At 68.2% G+C, this 13462-nt stretch carries 15 protein-coding genes; 8 read left to right on the plus strand and 7 right to left on the minus strand.

What is annotated here, in order from left to right:
- Positions 1–53: 53 nt before the first annotated feature.
- Both LDO26_RS15630 and LDO26_RS15635 read left to right on the plus strand, forming a co-directional pair.
- Positions 54–653 carry a rhomboid family intramembrane serine protease gene (locus LDO26_RS15630; RefSeq protein ID WP_232132038.1) on the plus strand — a complete coding sequence of 200 codons (600 nt, stop codon included), beginning with the start codon at positions 54–56 and terminating at the stop codon, positions 651–653.
- 96 nt (positions 654–749) lie between these two features.
- Positions 750–1706, plus strand: a complete 957-nt coding sequence (locus LDO26_RS15635; RefSeq protein ID WP_232132023.1) for a hypothetical protein — start codon at positions 750–752, stop codon at positions 1704–1706.
- A 195-nt stretch (positions 1707–1901) separates the two neighbouring features.
- Here LDO26_RS15635 and LDO26_RS15640 read toward each other — a convergent pair whose 3' ends face one another.
- On the minus strand, positions 1902–2060 hold the full coding sequence (locus tag LDO26_RS15640) for a hypothetical protein (protein WP_232132024.1): 159 nt from the start codon (positions 2058–2060) through the stop codon (positions 1902–1904).
- A gap of 268 nt (positions 2061–2328) precedes the next feature.
- Here LDO26_RS15640 and LDO26_RS15645 point away from each other — a divergent pair, with 268 nt between their 5' ends.
- The 4 genes from LDO26_RS15645 (at position 2329) to cfa (ending at position 5746) form a co-directional block, all read left to right on the plus strand.
- The gene (locus LDO26_RS15645) at positions 2329–2589 is read left to right on the plus strand and encodes a GNAT family N-acetyltransferase (RefSeq protein ID WP_232132025.1); all 261 of its coding nucleotides are present in this window, start codon (positions 2329–2331) and stop codon (positions 2587–2589) included.
- A 272-nt stretch (positions 2590–2861) separates the two neighbouring features.
- A complete protein-coding gene (locus LDO26_RS15650) occupies positions 2862–3071 on the plus strand; it encodes a cold-shock protein (RefSeq protein WP_047135789.1) in 210 nt (69 codons plus the stop codon).
- A 603-nt stretch (positions 3072–3674) separates the two neighbouring features.
- Positions 3675–4499, plus strand: a complete 825-nt coding sequence (locus LDO26_RS15655) for a DUF3298 and DUF4163 domain-containing protein (protein ID WP_232132026.1) — start codon at positions 3675–3677, stop codon at positions 4497–4499.
- Between the two features lie 125 nt (positions 4500–4624).
- Complete coding sequence (gene cfa, locus LDO26_RS15660; protein ID WP_232132027.1) at positions 4625–5746, plus strand: cyclopropane fatty acyl phospholipid synthase; 1122 nt, start codon at positions 4625–4627, stop codon at positions 5744–5746.
- A 63-nt stretch (positions 5747–5809) separates the two neighbouring features.
- Here the strand turns inward: cfa and LDO26_RS15665 are convergent, their stop codons facing one another.
- Together LDO26_RS15665 and LDO26_RS15670 are read right to left on the minus strand one after the other, a co-directional pair.
- Complete coding sequence (locus tag LDO26_RS15665; RefSeq protein WP_232132039.1) at positions 5810–6697, minus strand: NAD-dependent protein deacetylase; 888 nt, start codon at positions 6695–6697, stop codon at positions 5810–5812.
- A 162-nt stretch (positions 6698–6859) separates the two neighbouring features.
- Positions 6860–9106, minus strand: coding sequence for a M3 family metallopeptidase (locus LDO26_RS15670; RefSeq protein ID WP_232132028.1), 2247 nt, complete (start codon positions 9104–9106; stop codon positions 6860–6862).
- A 208-nt stretch (positions 9107–9314) separates the two neighbouring features.
- Between LDO26_RS15670 and LDO26_RS15675 the strand changes: the two genes are divergently transcribed.
- Complete coding sequence (locus tag LDO26_RS15675) at positions 9315–9800, plus strand: glutathione peroxidase (RefSeq protein ID WP_232132029.1); 486 nt, start codon at positions 9315–9317, stop codon at positions 9798–9800.
- A gap of 51 nt (positions 9801–9851) precedes the next feature.
- Here LDO26_RS15675 and LDO26_RS15680 read toward each other — a convergent pair whose 3' ends face one another.
- The 4 genes from LDO26_RS15680 to LDO26_RS15695 all read right to left on the minus strand — a co-directional run bounded on the left by LDO26_RS15680 (position 9852) and on the right by LDO26_RS15695 (position 13231).
- Positions 9852–10274, minus strand: coding sequence for a universal stress protein (locus tag LDO26_RS15680; protein WP_232132030.1), 423 nt, complete (start codon positions 10272–10274; stop codon positions 9852–9854).
- A 43-nt stretch (positions 10275–10317) separates the two neighbouring features.
- Complete coding sequence (locus tag LDO26_RS15685; protein ID WP_232132031.1) at positions 10318–11112, minus strand: ferredoxin--NADP reductase; 795 nt, start codon at positions 11110–11112, stop codon at positions 10318–10320.
- Positions 11113–11228: 116 nt separating this feature from the next.
- Positions 11229–12917 carry an ABC1 kinase family protein gene (locus LDO26_RS15690; protein WP_232132032.1) on the minus strand — a complete coding sequence of 563 codons (1689 nt, stop codon included), beginning with the start codon at positions 12915–12917 and terminating at the stop codon, positions 11229–11231.
- Between the two features lie 77 nt (positions 12918–12994).
- On the minus strand, positions 12995–13231 hold the full coding sequence (locus tag LDO26_RS15695; RefSeq protein ID WP_232132033.1) for an integrase core domain-containing protein: 237 nt from the start codon (positions 13229–13231) through the stop codon (positions 12995–12997).
- Positions 13232–13318: 87 nt separating this feature from the next.
- Here LDO26_RS15695 and LDO26_RS15700 point away from each other — a divergent pair.
- Positions 13319–13462, plus strand: a 144-nt coding sequence (locus LDO26_RS15700) for a leucine zipper domain-containing protein (RefSeq protein WP_232130160.1), incomplete at its 3' end; no start/stop codon positions are given.

Genomic DNA, 13462 nt, shown 5'->3' on the forward strand with positions numbered 1-13462 from the left:
CGCGGCGCGACGGCCGCTGGCCGAAAGGAGATGCAAGCGTGAATGTCGGACCGATGACCCTGCTGCTGATCGCGATCACCGTCGTGGTGTCGTGGCAGGCGTTCGAGAAGCCGCAGCTGCTGGCGCGGCTGATCCTGTGGCCGCCGGCGGTGGACCGCTACCGCCAGTACGACCGCCTGCTGACCCACGGCTTCATCCACGCCGACTGGCAGCACCTGATCTTCAACATGATCACGCTGTTCTTCTTCGGCGGCGGCATCGAGGCGGCGTTCCGGCCCTACATCGGCCCGGTCGGCTTCGTGCTGTTCTACCTGTCGGCGATCCTGGTCGCGATCCTGCCCACCTACCTGCGCCATCGCCACGACGCGAACTACCGCAGCCTCGGCGCATCGGGTGCGGTGTCGGCAGTGCTGTTCGCCTCGATCCTGATCGATCCCTGGTCGTTGCTGCTGGTGTTCTTCATCCCGATGCCGGCGATCGTGTTCGGCGTCTGCTACATCGGCTACAGCCTGTGGATGGACCGCCGCGGCGGTGACAACATCAACCACAGCGCGCACCTGTGGGGCGCGGGCTACGGCATCCTCTTCACCGTGATGATGGAACCGCGGGTGCTGGGCGCGTTCGTCGACCGCCTCATGTCGCCGTCGTTCTGATCCGGTCGACGGGTGCAGGCATGCTGCATCGCTCACTGCATCTGCATCCGATGCGTGTTACTGATGGCGCCACATCCCCAACGATGGAGTCATTCGATGGCAGTCACCCGTGCGAAAGCCAATGCCCTGCTCAACGCCGCCGAAATGGGGCTCTACGACGACAGCCGCGCCAATGCGTTGCGTGGCCACGGCAGCGCCCAGCTGGCCCGCCTGGTGTCGCGTGCACGCACCGCGCGTGACCGTGCGCGGGATCTGGAGAAGCGGCAGAAACTGGCGCTGCGCAAGCGTACCGGCAGCAAGACCGGACGCACCGGCGAGGCGAGCGCACGCACGGGGGAGAAGGCCGAGCTGCTGGCCGACATCCTCAAGCGGTTCGAGGCGCAGCAGAATGCACTGGGCGCGCGCGAACGCGACGCGCTGAAGAAGACCTCCACCGGAAAGGCGTCGGTGACGAAGGCTGCGTCGAATAAGACCGCTTCGAAAAAGACAGCTTCGAAGAAGGCCGGGAGCGGACGGGCGGCCGCGGGGAGCCCGGCGGCGAAGAAGACCCCGGGCAAGAAGGCCGCCGCGAGCCGCGGCGCCACCCGGGTCGCGGTCCGCAAGGCCGCGAAGAAGGCCGTCGCCGCGAAGAAGCCGGCAGGCAAGGTGTCCGCGCGCAGCGGGTCTGCGACGTCGAGAAAAACCGCTGCGGACGAGGCCACGGTGAAGAAGGCCGCGACGAAGAAGGGCGCGACCACGAAGGCCGCGGCGAAAAAACCGGCGAAGAAGGCGGCTGCGAAATCCGGCGCCGGCATCTCGCCGAAAAAGGCGTTGGCCAACACCCGCAAGTTGCTCGCGCAGCACAATGCCGAGGCGCAGTCGCCGAAGCCGTGGCAGCAGATCGAGGAGGGCACCGCAGCGACGCCCGCGGTCGGCTACCAGTCGGGGCAGGCCGAGCGCAAGGCCGTGGAACTGCATGCCGCGCAAAGCCGGATGGCGCCGATCCAGGGCAGCATCAGTACCCGCGACCGCAGGAACCAGGGCAAGCGCGACCACCGCAGCACGGAGGAATAGCCGGGGAGGACCTGCCCCGGATCCGCGTCGCATGGCCGCGTTGCGGTCACTCGCGGACCGGGTGCGTGTCCCGGTCACGTCGACCGCGCGGATGCGCGGGCTTTTCTCGCGATTCCCGGCCCGGTGTGCCGGCAAAGCCGGCTGCAGTCCGCGTCCACCCCGCATCGCCGGCCTGCGCCGGCGCTGCTGATGCCGTCAGCGTGCTTCCGCGTCCGCGTCGCCGTAGGTTTCCAGCAACTGCGCGTAGACCATGCGGTCGAGCTGTTCGAACTCGACCGTATCGGCCATGCCGTCGTGGATCAGTTCGTACAGGCGCTCGAGCGCACCGTTCTGTTGTCCGTCACCATCCAGCATCACGTCCGCTCCCGTTCGCATTGCCCCACCGGCACTGCCACGAACGGGCGCAGGTTCCATGCCACATCATTCCGTGACCATTGTCCGGTTTCGGGTGACCGGGCGCGGCAAGCGTCTGCCGTACTCTGCGCAGCTTCGTGACGCAGCGCGTCAAACTGGGCATCACGCGGGTCATCCGGCGCACGCCATTGCGGTGCGCGGGACCGGCGTCTGCGGCAGGATGGCCGGGCCTGTCGTCGCCGCCCCGATCCGCAGGAGTCTTCCCCCGATGCCATCGCCTCCGATCCGCCACGACCCGCGCCGGCACCTGTTCGAGTTCGACCTCGACGGTTGCCGCGGGACACTGGAATACCGTATTTCCAGCGGTTTTCTGACGATCCTGCATACCGTCGTCGATCCGGCGCTGGCCGGGCGCGGCCTCGGCGGACAGCTCGTCGAGGCGGCCCTGGGGTATGCCCGCGACGCCGGGCTGGAGGTCGCGTCGGCCTGCGGATTCGCGTCCCGGTATCTGCAGACCCGCGCCTCGTGAACCGGCCCGCCCGACCGATGTCGGAGGCGCGGCGCGCGCTGTTCACATTTCGTGCGGCATTTGCGGTATCGTTCGCCCACTGTTCAAGGCCGGGATCACGGTACATCGTGGCTCCGATGCGGTAGATCCAACCGCTGTACGGCCGGTTTTCCGGTCGGGACGATCCGCTCCATCGCTTTCGCGTTACCCCTTGCTCGACAGTCGCGGCGCCATCCCATACCCCGGTATGGCAGTCGTGTTCCCATGACCAAACTGCTTCAAGGAGTAACACAATGTCTGAGCGTCAGACCGGAACCGTCAAGTGGTTCAACGATGCCAAGGGCTTCGGCTTCATCACCCCGGAAAGCGGCCAGGACCTGTTCGTCCATTTCCGTTCGATCCAGGGCACCGGCTTCAAGTCGCTGCAGGAAGGCCAGAAGGTTTCCTTCAAGGTCGTCCAGGGCCAGAAGGGCCTGCAGGCTGACGAAGTGCAGGCGATCTAAAGAACGCCCGCTTTTCGCTTGACCCGAACCCCGGACGGTGACGTCCGGGGTTTTTTGTGGTTCTTCACCTAAGTCCGGGGAATACGGTCGTCCGACCTTGCGTAGGTCGGCCCCACGCGGCCGACGTGCGCGGTGCCCGGATTCGCGAGTTCTTTCCGTCGGGGGCGTTGCCCCGACCTACGGTCGCGCCCCCGGAATTGGGGACGGGCCGGAACCTTGTTCTTTGCCACGGATCCACGCGGATGTGCACGGATAGAGCAAATACCAGAGGCCGCGGCGAAGCCACGCCCCCGCTGCTTCTGATCCGCGTCATCCGCGTCCATCCGTGGCCGAACCGCTTTTCTTTGTGTCCGCCATCCATGGCGGCCACCCTCCGGGCCATCGCTGGCGCGACGCTTGGAACGCCACCGGATCCTGCGCGCGGTGATGGGGAGCGGGTACTGGCGAGCGGACGGCGCGTCGCAGTCCACGGTGTGCATCGGGCGGGTCATATTGGCGCAGGCATGGCATCGCGTCTCCCGGCACTCACGGCAAGGCGACGCTGGTCACGCTATTTTTTTCGCGGATAATTGCTGCGCGGCCGATTGCGCAAGGATCGTTGTGATGAGACGGATGTTGCTGTGCGTGTTGCCCCTGGCGCTCGTCGCCTGCCAGCGCGATGTACCGCCGGTGCCGGCGGGATCGGCGGAGCAGGGAGGCTTGCCGGCGGCGGAAGACGTACAGCCGTTGCCCGACGAAGTCCCGGAACTCAAGGACGTCGTGGAGATGGACCCGCGCTATATCGTGGGCATCACCTATCCGCCCGAGGCGAACCGGTATCCCGGCCTGGCCGCCGAGCTCTACGCCTATGCGCGGTCCGCGCGCGACGAGCTGATGCAGTCCGTCGAAGGCGCGGCCGACCTGCAGCCCGGCACGATGTACGATCTCTCGCTGCGCTTCAGCGTGGTGGCGGACACGCCGGCGCTGCTGGCGATCGCCGCCGATGGCAGCACCTACACCGGTGGCGCGCACGACAATCCGCTGATCGAACGCTTCGTCTGGCTGGTGCCGGAGCAGAAGCTGCTGCTGGCCGACGATCTGCTGACCGACGCCGATGGCTGGGCCGTGGTCTCGCGTTTCGTGCGCGAGCAACTGCATGCGGCGCTGTCGCAACGGATCGATGCCGATGAACTCGAGCCCGACGAGCGCAGCCGGATGCTGCGCACGGCCGGACGCATGATCGACGAGGGCTCGCAGCCGGACGTGACCAATTTCCGCCAGTTCGAGCCGGTGCTCGGCCGCGGCGACAGGCTGGCCGGGCTGCGCTTCGTGTTCCCGCCCTACCAGGTCGGCCCTTACTCGGACGGGATCCAGACCGTCGAGGTGCCGGCGGCGGTGCTGCTGCCGTACGTGGCCGCGCCGTACCGGGGCCTGTTCGCTGCGGACTGACCCCGGGAGCCTGGGCGGCAGCAGTCGTCCGGGCTTGTCGCCTCGAACATTTCTGCCGCCCACGCACCTGATTCGCGCTAGCATGGAAGGGCAAGGCACGGGGGTGCCGTGCCCGGATACGAGTCATGCGCGCCGACGACCGTTCGCAACGTCGTCTGCAGACCCTGCTCGACGATGCGGATGTCCAGATCGGTGGTCCGCGTCCCTGGGATCTGCAGGTTCATGATGACCGCCTCGCGGTCCGCCTCCTGGCCCAGGGGTCGCTGGGGCTCGGCGAGTCCTACATGGACGGCTGGTGGGATGCCGAAAGCCTGGACGGGTTCCTGGTGCATCTGCTGCAGGCACGCCTCGACGAGCGCGTGCATACGCTGCCCGAGATCGTCGACGGCCTGCGTGCGCGGCTGCTGAACCTGCAGCGCGGCCGGCGCAGCTTCGAGGTCGGTCGCCGGCACTACGACCTGGGCAACGATCTCTACGCGAAGATGCTGGGCCAGCGCATGGTCTACAGCTGCGGCTACTGGCGCGATGCCGACAACCTCGACGACGCCCAGCTGGCCAAGCTCGACCTGTGCTGCCGCAAGCTGGGACTGGCGCCGGGCATGCGCCTGCTCGACATCGGCTGCGGCTGGGGCGAGCTGCTGAAGTTCGCCGCCGAGCGCTATGGCGTGGAGGCCGTCGGGGTGACGGTCTCGCGCGAGCAGGCCGACTATGCGCGCCAGCTGTGCGCCGGCCTGCCGGTCGAGGTGCGGCTGCAGGATTACCGGGAGCTCGACGAACGCTTCGACCGGGTCGTGTCGGTCGGCATGTTCGAGCATGTCGGGGTCAAGAACTACCGCGGCTACTTCGACGTGGTCCGGCGCTGTCTCGGCGACGCCGGGCTGTTCCTGCTGCACAGCATCGGCGGCAACCACTCGCGCCAGCTCGCCGATCCCTGGATCACGCGCTACATCTTCCCCAACTCGGTGCTGCCGTCGGCGGCGCAGGTGACGGCCGCCTGCGAAGGCCGGTTCGTCATCGAGGACTGGCACAATTTCGGCACCGACTACGACCGCACGCTGCAGGCCTGGCGCGACAACATCGAACAGGCCTGGGACCAGCTGCCGGCGCGCTACGACACGCGTTTCCGGCGCATGTGGCGGTTCTACCTGGCCGGCTCGATGGCCAGCTTCCGTACCCGCCGCATCCAGCTGTGGCAGCTGGTGCTGTCGCCGGAAGGCGTGCCCGGTGGCTACGTGGCGCCGCGCTGAGCGACTGGGCGTCGTTCGCCTGCCTGCTGCGACCGCCGCCACCGGCGTTCGGCGACGGTTTCGCTACGGCGTTCGATTGACTCTCAACTCCTGATCCGGGCCGGCGGACGGTACCAGCGCGGCCAGCGTCGCGACGATCTCGACGTCGAGCTTCAGCGTCGCCAGCGCATCGGCGCGGGTGCTGCCGCCGTTCAGGATCGCCAGCGGCAGGCCGGCATCGGCGGCCCGTTTGGCGAAGCGGAAGCCGGAATACACCATCAGCGACGAGCCGACCACCAGCAGCGCGTCGCTGGCTTCGAGCGCCGTCTGTGCCTGCAGCACCCGGTCGCGCGGCACGTTTTCGCCGAAGAACACGACGTCGGGCTTCAGCAGCCCGGCGCAATGCAGGCAGCGGGGTGGCACGAAACGGACCTCGGCCTCGTTCGCGATGTCGGCATCGCCATCGGGAGCGATCGCGGCCGCGCCCGGCGACCAGCCGGGATTGTCGGCGAGCAGTCGCGGCTGCAGTCCCTGGCGCGGCTGGCGGTCGCCGCAGCCCAGGCAGACCACCTGGTCGAGCCGGCCGTGCAGGTCGATCACCGCGCGGCTGCCGGCGGCCTGGTGCAGGCCGTCGACGTTCTGGGTCAGCAGCGTGGCGACGCGTCCGTCGGCCTCGAGTGCGGCCAGCGCCCGATGCGCGGCGTTGGGACGCGCGGCAGCGAAGCGCGGCCAGCCGACATGGCTGCGCGCCCAGTAGCGCCTGTAGACGACCGCGTCGTCGGTGAATGCCTGCCAGGTCACCGGCGCCGGGCGTTTCCACGCACCTGCGGCATCGCGATAGTCGGGAATGCCGGAGCCGGTGCTGATGCCGGCGCCGGTCAGCACGAATACGTGTCGCCGGGGTGCGAGCCAGTCGGCCAGCTGCGCGGCGGCGTCTGCGGTGGGCGAAGGCGTTGCGGCGAGGGTCGGCAGGGCGGTCACGGCATCAGGATATCGGGACCGGGCGGCGCATGTGGCGCCCGCGGGGCAGCCGTGGAGGGAGATCCGCGCGCAATGGCCGGCGGATACGGGGCCCGAAACGACACCGCCCGGCTTGGAGCCGGGCGGTGCGTGGACGGATCGTGGCGGGGGACTTCAGTCCTCGCCGGACTCGATTTCGGGCGTGTCGCCCAGGTCCGGCGCGGCCGAGTCGTCGGCGCCCGGTGCCAGACCGCGCTTGATCAGCAGCGGCTCGATCTGCGGTTCGTGGCCGGTGAAGTCGACGAACAGCTGCTTGGCATCCTTGCTGCCACCCTGTGACAGCAAGGTCGCGCGGAAGCGGTCGCCGTTGGCCCGGGTCAGGCCGCCGTTCTGCTCGATCCACTGCACGGTGTTGGCGTCGAGCACCTCCGACCAGATGTAGGCGTAGTAGCCGGCCGCATAGCCGCCGTTGATGTGGCTGAAGTACGGTGTGCGGTAGCGCGGCGGCACCGGCGCGTAGTCCAGGCCGGCGGCCTGCAGCGCGGCGGCTTCGGTGGCCATCACCTCGGGGCCGTCGGGCAGACGGTCGATCGGTAGCTGGTGCAGGTACTGGTCGAGCATCGCGGCGCCCAGGTATTCGGTGGTCGCGAAGCCCTGGTTGAACTTCGCCGCCGCCTGCACCTTCTGCAGCAGCTCGGCCGGCATCGGCGCGCCGGTCTGGTAGTGCCTGCCGTAGTTGGCCAGCACTTCCGGCCAGTCGGCCCACATCTCGTTGACCTGCGAGGGGAACTCGACGAAGTCGCGCGGCACGCTGGTGCCGCTGAAGAACGGGTACTTCACGTCCGAGAACATGCCGTGCAGCGCATGGCCGAACTCGTGGAACATCGTGGTCACCTCGTCCCAGGTCAGCAGCGTCGGCTGGCCGGCCTGCGGCTTGGGGATGTTCTGGTGGTTGGCGGTGACGGTCAGCGTGCCCTCGAGCTCGGACTGCGAGACGTAGGAGTTCATCCAGGCGCCGCCGCGCTTGGACGCGCGTGCATACGGGTCGAAGATGAAGATCGCCAGCGGGCTGCCGTCCTCGTTGAAGACGTCGTAGGTCCAGGTGTCGGGGTGGTACTTCGGCAGGTCGGTGCGTTCCTTGAACGTGATGCCGTAGAGCCGGGTCGCGGCGAAGAACACGCCGTTCTCCAGCACGTTCTTCATCTCGAGGTAGGGCTTGAGCTGGGCGTCGTCGAAGCTGTACTTGTCCTGGCGGACCTTCTCCGAATAGTAGGCCCAGTCCCAGGGCTCGAGCTGGAACGTCGGCTCACCCTTGGCGGCCTGCTCGCGGTCGATCATCGCCTGCAGCTCGGCCGCCTCGGCACGGGCATTGGCGACCGCCGCCGGTGCCAGCTGGCCGAGCATGTCGTTGACCGCCTCGACGGTGCCGGCGGTCGAGTCCTCGAGGATGAAGGCGGCCTGGTTGGGATAGCCCATCAGGTTGGCGCGCTCGGCGCGCAGCTTGAGGATCTGCGAGATGACGCCGGTGTTGTCGTACTGGTTGCCGCGGCTGCCGCGCGCGACCGAGGCCTTGTGGATGCGCTCGCGCAGCTCGCGGTTGTTGATCTGCGGCAGCACCGGCTGGCCGGTGGTGTTGAGCAGGGTGATGACGTACTTGCCGTCGAGCCCGCGCGAGGTCGCCTCGGCGGCGGCCGCGGCGATCTGGGCCTCGCCGAGGCCGTCGAGTTCCTCGACCGTGTCGACGACCACCGCGGAGTCGTTGACCTCGTTGAGCACGTTCTGGCTGAAGGTGGTGCCCAGGCGCGCCGATTCGGCGTTGATCCGGCGCATCTCCGCCTTCTGCGCCTCGCTCAGGTTGGCGCCGGCGCGGACGAACATGGTGTGGTAGCGCTCGACCAGGCGCTGGCCCTCGGCGTCCAGGCCCAGCGAATCGACGTTGCTGTAGAGCGTGTCGATGCGCGCGAACAGCGCCGGGTTGAGCATGATCGCGTCGCGATGCGCGGCGAACTTCGGCGCGTAGTCGGCGTCGATCTGCTTGCGGGTGTCGTTGGTGTCGGTGCCGTTGAGGTTGCCGAAGATCCGGCGCGCGCGCGACAGCAGCTCGCCGGACTTCTCCAGCGCGATGATGGTGTTGTCGAACGTGGGCGGTTCGGGATTGCCGGCGATCGCCTCGATCTCGCGCAGGTTCTCCGCCATGCCGGCATCGAATGCGGGGCCGAAGTGCGCGTCCTCGATCAGGTCGAAGCGCGGGTAGCGCAGGTCCAGCGTGCTCTCGACGAACAGCGGGTTGTCGGAGGGCTGCTGCGCCGAGACGGCGGTCGTCGTCGCGTCGGGTGCGGTGCCGGAGGATTGGGCGAACGCGGGCAGGGCGGACACGGCAAGGGCCGCGCACAGGGCGACGGCAAGCGGGTGCTTCGGCAAGAGGGCTCTCCAGTGGACAGGTGAACAGGACTCCCTAGGCTAGCCGATTCCCGCCCACGGGCGCCCATGCCAAAAGACGGGGCTGGCCCCCGCCAGCGAAAACATGCGGATACCGGCGGAATCCGATGTGGAGTCTCACCTGCGACGCGCGGCCTGCCCGAAGGCGCACAATGTCGCGGCGGCATCTGCCGCCACGAGGAGCCCCGACATGACCACAGCCTACGACTTCAGCGCGACCGGCATCGACGGCGATACCAAGGCGCTGGCCGACTACGCCGGCAAGGTGCTGCTGATCGTCAACGTCGCCTCGAAGTGCGGGTTCACGCCGCAGTACGCCGGGCTGGAGACGCTGTGGCGCGACTATCGCGACCGCGGCCTCGTGGTCATGGGGTTTCCCTGCGACCAGTTCGGGCACCAGGAGCCCGGCGACGAGGCCGCAATCCGCGACTTCTGCGCGCTGACCTACGACGTCGATTTCCCGATGTTCGCCAAGATCGACGTCAACGGCGACGCCGCGCATCCGCTGTGGAAATGGTTGAAACAGGAAAAGGGCGGCTTCCTGGGCACCGGCGCGATCAAGTGGAACTTCAGCAAGTTCCTGGTCGGCCGCGACGGTCGCGTCCTCGCCCGCTATGCGCCGACCGCGAGGCCGGAATCGCTGCGTGGCGACATCGAGGCCGCGCTGCAGGCGTGACGCGTGGCAGGCGGGAGCGGCGGCCACGCGGCCGCGCGCCCGCTGCGGGCATCAGCGGACGATCGTGACCGGGATGTCGGTCTGCGCGATGACTTTGGCCGAGACCGAGCCGAGCAGCACGCCCTTGACCGCGCCGCGGCCATGCGAGCCCATGACGATCAGGTCGATCTTGCGCTTGCGCGCGACCGCGAGGATGGTCTCGGCGATCTCGCCGACCTCGGCGATCTCCTCGACCTCGACCTTGCTGCGCACCAGCGCCTTGCGCGCGAGGCCCAGCGCATGCGCATGGTTGTCGGCGTGGTAGCTCCGCACCGCCTCGCGGCCGATGCGGCGCTCCACGCCCGGAAACACCGGCGGATCGACGTGCAGCAGCGCCACGGTGGCCGGTTTCTCGAACTGCTTGGCCAGCTTGACCGCGAACTTGAGCGCCCGGGTGCTGATGTCGCTGCCGTCGACGGTCACGAGGATCTTCATGCGAGGTTCTCCCTGGAATGGCTCGATTGTAGTGCGTCCACCCTCACTTCTCGACGAAGGCGCGTTCGAACACGTATTGCCCCGGCGTGCCGATGCGCGGCGCGGCCTCGAAGCCGCGGGCATCGAGCAGCTGGCGGAAGTCGGCCAGCATCTGCGGACTGCCGCAGATCATCGCGCGGTCGAGCGCCGGATCCAGCGGCGGCAGACCGAGGTCGTCGGTCATGCGCCCGCTGGCCAGCATCTCGGTCAGGCGGCCACGCTGGTCGCGGCCGTCGAGCTCGAACGGCTCGCGGGTGACCGCCGGGTAGTACAGCAGCTTGCCGGAAACCTGCTCGCCGAGGAATTCGTGGCGCGGCAGCTCGTTGACGATGTAGTCGCGATAGGCGAGGTCCTTCGCCGTGCGCACGCCGTGGGTGAGGACGACCCTGTCGAAGCGCTCGTAGGTCTCCGGGTCCTTGATCACCGACAGCCACGGCGCGAAGCCCGTGCCGGTGCCCAGCAGGAACAGGTTGCGGCCCGGGTACAGGTCGTGGATCAGCAGGGTGCCGGTCGGCTTGCGGCCGACCAGGATCTCGTCGCCGGGCCGGATGTGCTGCAGCCGCGAGGTCAGCGGGCCGTTGTCGACCTTGATGCTGAAGAACTCCAGCTGCTCCTCCCAGTTCGCGCTGGCGATCGAGTACGCGCGCAGGATCGGCTTGGCCTCGGTCTGCAGGCCGATCATCACGAACTGCCCGTTGTCGAAGCGGAAACCCTCGTCGCGGGTGGTGGTGAAGCTGAAGTAGTCGTCCGTCCAGTGACGGACATCCAGCACCGTTTCGGTGCCAAAGGCGGAGGACATGCGGGGGCGGGACTCGAACGAAACCCCGTCATTCTAACCGATGCGAAGCATTCTCATCGGCAGAGGGGGCCGTGCCGGCGCGCACGGCGCCGGGCGGCTTCGCCGCGGCGATGCGCTCAATGCGGTCCACTCTGCTCGTCGGGCCGCGCGCGGCGGTCGCCCAGCAGCGCACTGAGCACGATGGCGATGCCGAGCCCGGCCCCGGTCAGGAACAGCAGCAGCGCGATCGCCGGGTAGCCGAACAGCCGCGGGCCCTCCGGGTTGTCCATGATCAACGCCGAGGCCAGGATCAGCGCGGCGGTTACCACGCCGGCCGCGATGCGATTGCCGATCTTGTGCAGGCTGTCGAGCAGGTGCGATTCCTCGAGCCCGGTGACTCGCATCTGCAGCCGGTTCTCAGACAGCAGCGACAGCAGGTTCGACAGCTTGCGCGGCGCGTCGCGCACCAGCTCCTGCATCTCCATCATCTCGCTGGCGAGGTTCGCCGGCGACAGCGACTTGCGCAAGCGCTGGCGCATCATGTTCTGCAGGTGATCCTCGACCACCCGTTTCATGTCCAGTTCCGGATCGAGCGCCTCGACCACCGACTCGAGATGCAGCAGGGTCTTGCCGAGCAGGCTCATCTCCGGCGCCGTGCGCAGGCCGCAGGCGGTCGCCAGGCGCGCGAGGTCGAGCATCATCCGGCCTTCCGATTGCCCGGTCGCGCCCGAGCGCGCCGCGTAGCGCGCGATCAGCTGGGCGACATCGCGGTAGTAGCGGGCCTCGTCGAAGTCCTCCAGCCGCGTGCCCATCGCGATGCCTTCCGCCGCCACCTGCTCGCCGCGGCCGTCGACGGCCGCGAACAGCAGCTTCAGCAGTCGCTCCCGGGTGCGCGGCGGCACGTGCGCGACCATGCCCAGATCGAGCAGCGCCAGCCGGCCGTCGCGGGTCAGCAGCAGATTGCCCGGGTGCGGGTCGGCGTGGATCTCGCCGTACACGAACACCTGGTCCAGGTAGCCGTGCAGCAGCGCGGTCGCCAGCGGCGCCATGTCGCGCTCGGTGCGCATCAGCCCGGTGATGTCGGTGACCTTGGTGCCTTCGACCAGTTCCATCGTCAGCACCCGCTGCCGGGTCAGGTCCCACACCGGCTTGGGCACGAACAGCGCCGGATACGCCTCGAAGTGCGCGTCGAAGCGGTCCAGGTTCTCGGCCTCCACGCGGTAGTCGAGTTCGGCCAGCAGCGTGCGCCGGAACTCGCCGACCCAATCGGCGAAGCGGATGCGGCGGCCGATGTCGGTGACCCGGTCGACGCCGCCGGCCAGCCGCGCCAGCGTGTCGAGGTCGCCGCGGATCTGCTCGACGATGCCCGGGCGCTGCACCTTCACCGCGACCTTGCGCCCGTCGCGCAGCGTGGCGCGATGCACCTGCGCCAGCGACGCGCAGCCCAGCGGCGTCTCGTCGAAGCTGTCGAACATCTTGCTGATGCGGACGTCCAGCGCCTCCTCGACGGCCGCCTGGATCACCTCGAACGGCAGCGGCGCCACGTCGTCCTGCATGCGTTCGAGCGCGGCCAGATAGGCCGGCGGCACCATGTCCGGGCGGGTCGACAGTACCTGGCCGATCTTGATGAAGGTCGGGCCGAGCGCCTCCAGATCGTCGACGAAGGCCTCGGGCTTTCCGTCGGCTTCGTCCGACGTGTCGAACGCGGCATCGTCGAGATCGGCCGCGTCGATGTCCAGGCCGGTGAACACGCCGGCGTTGCGGTACTTCATCAGGAAACGCAGGATCTGCGCGTTGCGCGCGATCGCGCTGCTGGTGTCGGTCATGTGGCGGGCTCCCTCGGGTGCGCCCAGCCTACGCAGGCCTGCGTCAAGGTGTAATGACCCAGCGGTTTCTGCACAGGTCAGGCCGCTAAAGCATAGACCTCAGCGGGTGTCTTCATGCCCAGTGCCTGATGTGGGCACCGGTGGTTGTAGAACTGGATCCAATCGCCGATCACACGGCTGGCGTGCTGTTGGCTTTCGAACCGATGGCGATGCGCGCACTGTTCCTTCAGCGTGCGGATGACCCGTTCCACCATCCCGTTCTGCTGCGGGCAGTGCGGGGTGATGAACTCTTGCTTCAGGCTGTAGCTGCGCACTAGGTGTGATCTCTCAGTAGGTTGTTCATCCGGGGCATCTCTGGAAGATGGGGGTTACGAAGCCAACCCAGCCCCCAGGAGCCCCGGATGAACCTGCATAAACATGCCCGTTTGAGCCCTCGCGGTCGAGCCCTGCTCGTGGATCGCATCCTTGCTCATGGTCTGCGGGTGGAAGAAGCGGCGCATGCGGCCGGCGTCAGTGTCCGCACGGCCTACAAGTGGCTCAAGCGG

This window comes from Proluteimonas luteida (assembly GCF_021191695.1).
GTDB lineage: Bacteria > Pseudomonadota > Gammaproteobacteria > Xanthomonadales > Xanthomonadaceae > Luteimonas > Luteimonas luteida.

Coding starts and splice junctions, on each gene's coding strand:
- LDO26_RS15630 (WP_232132038.1), top strand. CDS start 54: ATGACCCTGCTGCTGATCGCGATCACCGTCGTGGTGTCGTGGCAGGCG.
- LDO26_RS15635 (WP_232132023.1), top strand. CDS start 750: ATGGCAGTCACCCGTGCGAAAGCCAATGCCCTGCTCAACGCCGCCGAA.
- LDO26_RS15640 (WP_232132024.1), bottom strand. CDS start 2,060: ATGCTGGATGGTGACGGACAACAGAACGGTGCGCTCGAGCGCCTGTAC.
- LDO26_RS15645 (WP_232132025.1), top strand. CDS start 2,329: ATGCCATCGCCTCCGATCCGCCACGACCCGCGCCGGCACCTGTTCGAG.
- LDO26_RS15650 (WP_047135789.1), top strand. CDS start 2,862: ATGTCTGAGCGTCAGACCGGAACCGTCAAGTGGTTCAACGATGCCAAG.
- LDO26_RS15655 (WP_232132026.1), top strand. CDS start 3,675: ATGAGACGGATGTTGCTGTGCGTGTTGCCCCTGGCGCTCGTCGCCTGC.
- cfa (WP_232132027.1), top strand. CDS start 4,625: ATGCGCGCCGACGACCGTTCGCAACGTCGTCTGCAGACCCTGCTCGAC.
- LDO26_RS15675 (WP_232132029.1), top strand. CDS start 9,315: ATGACCACAGCCTACGACTTCAGCGCGACCGGCATCGACGGCGATACC.
- LDO26_RS15680 (WP_232132030.1), bottom strand. CDS start 10,274: ATGAAGATCCTCGTGACCGTCGACGGCAGCGACATCAGCACCCGGGCG.
- LDO26_RS15685 (WP_232132031.1), bottom strand. CDS start 11,112: ATGTCCTCCGCCTTTGGCACCGAAACGGTGCTGGATGTCCGTCACTGG.
- LDO26_RS15690 (WP_232132032.1), bottom strand. CDS start 12,917: ATGACCGACACCAGCAGCGCGATCGCGCGCAACGCGCAGATCCTGCGT.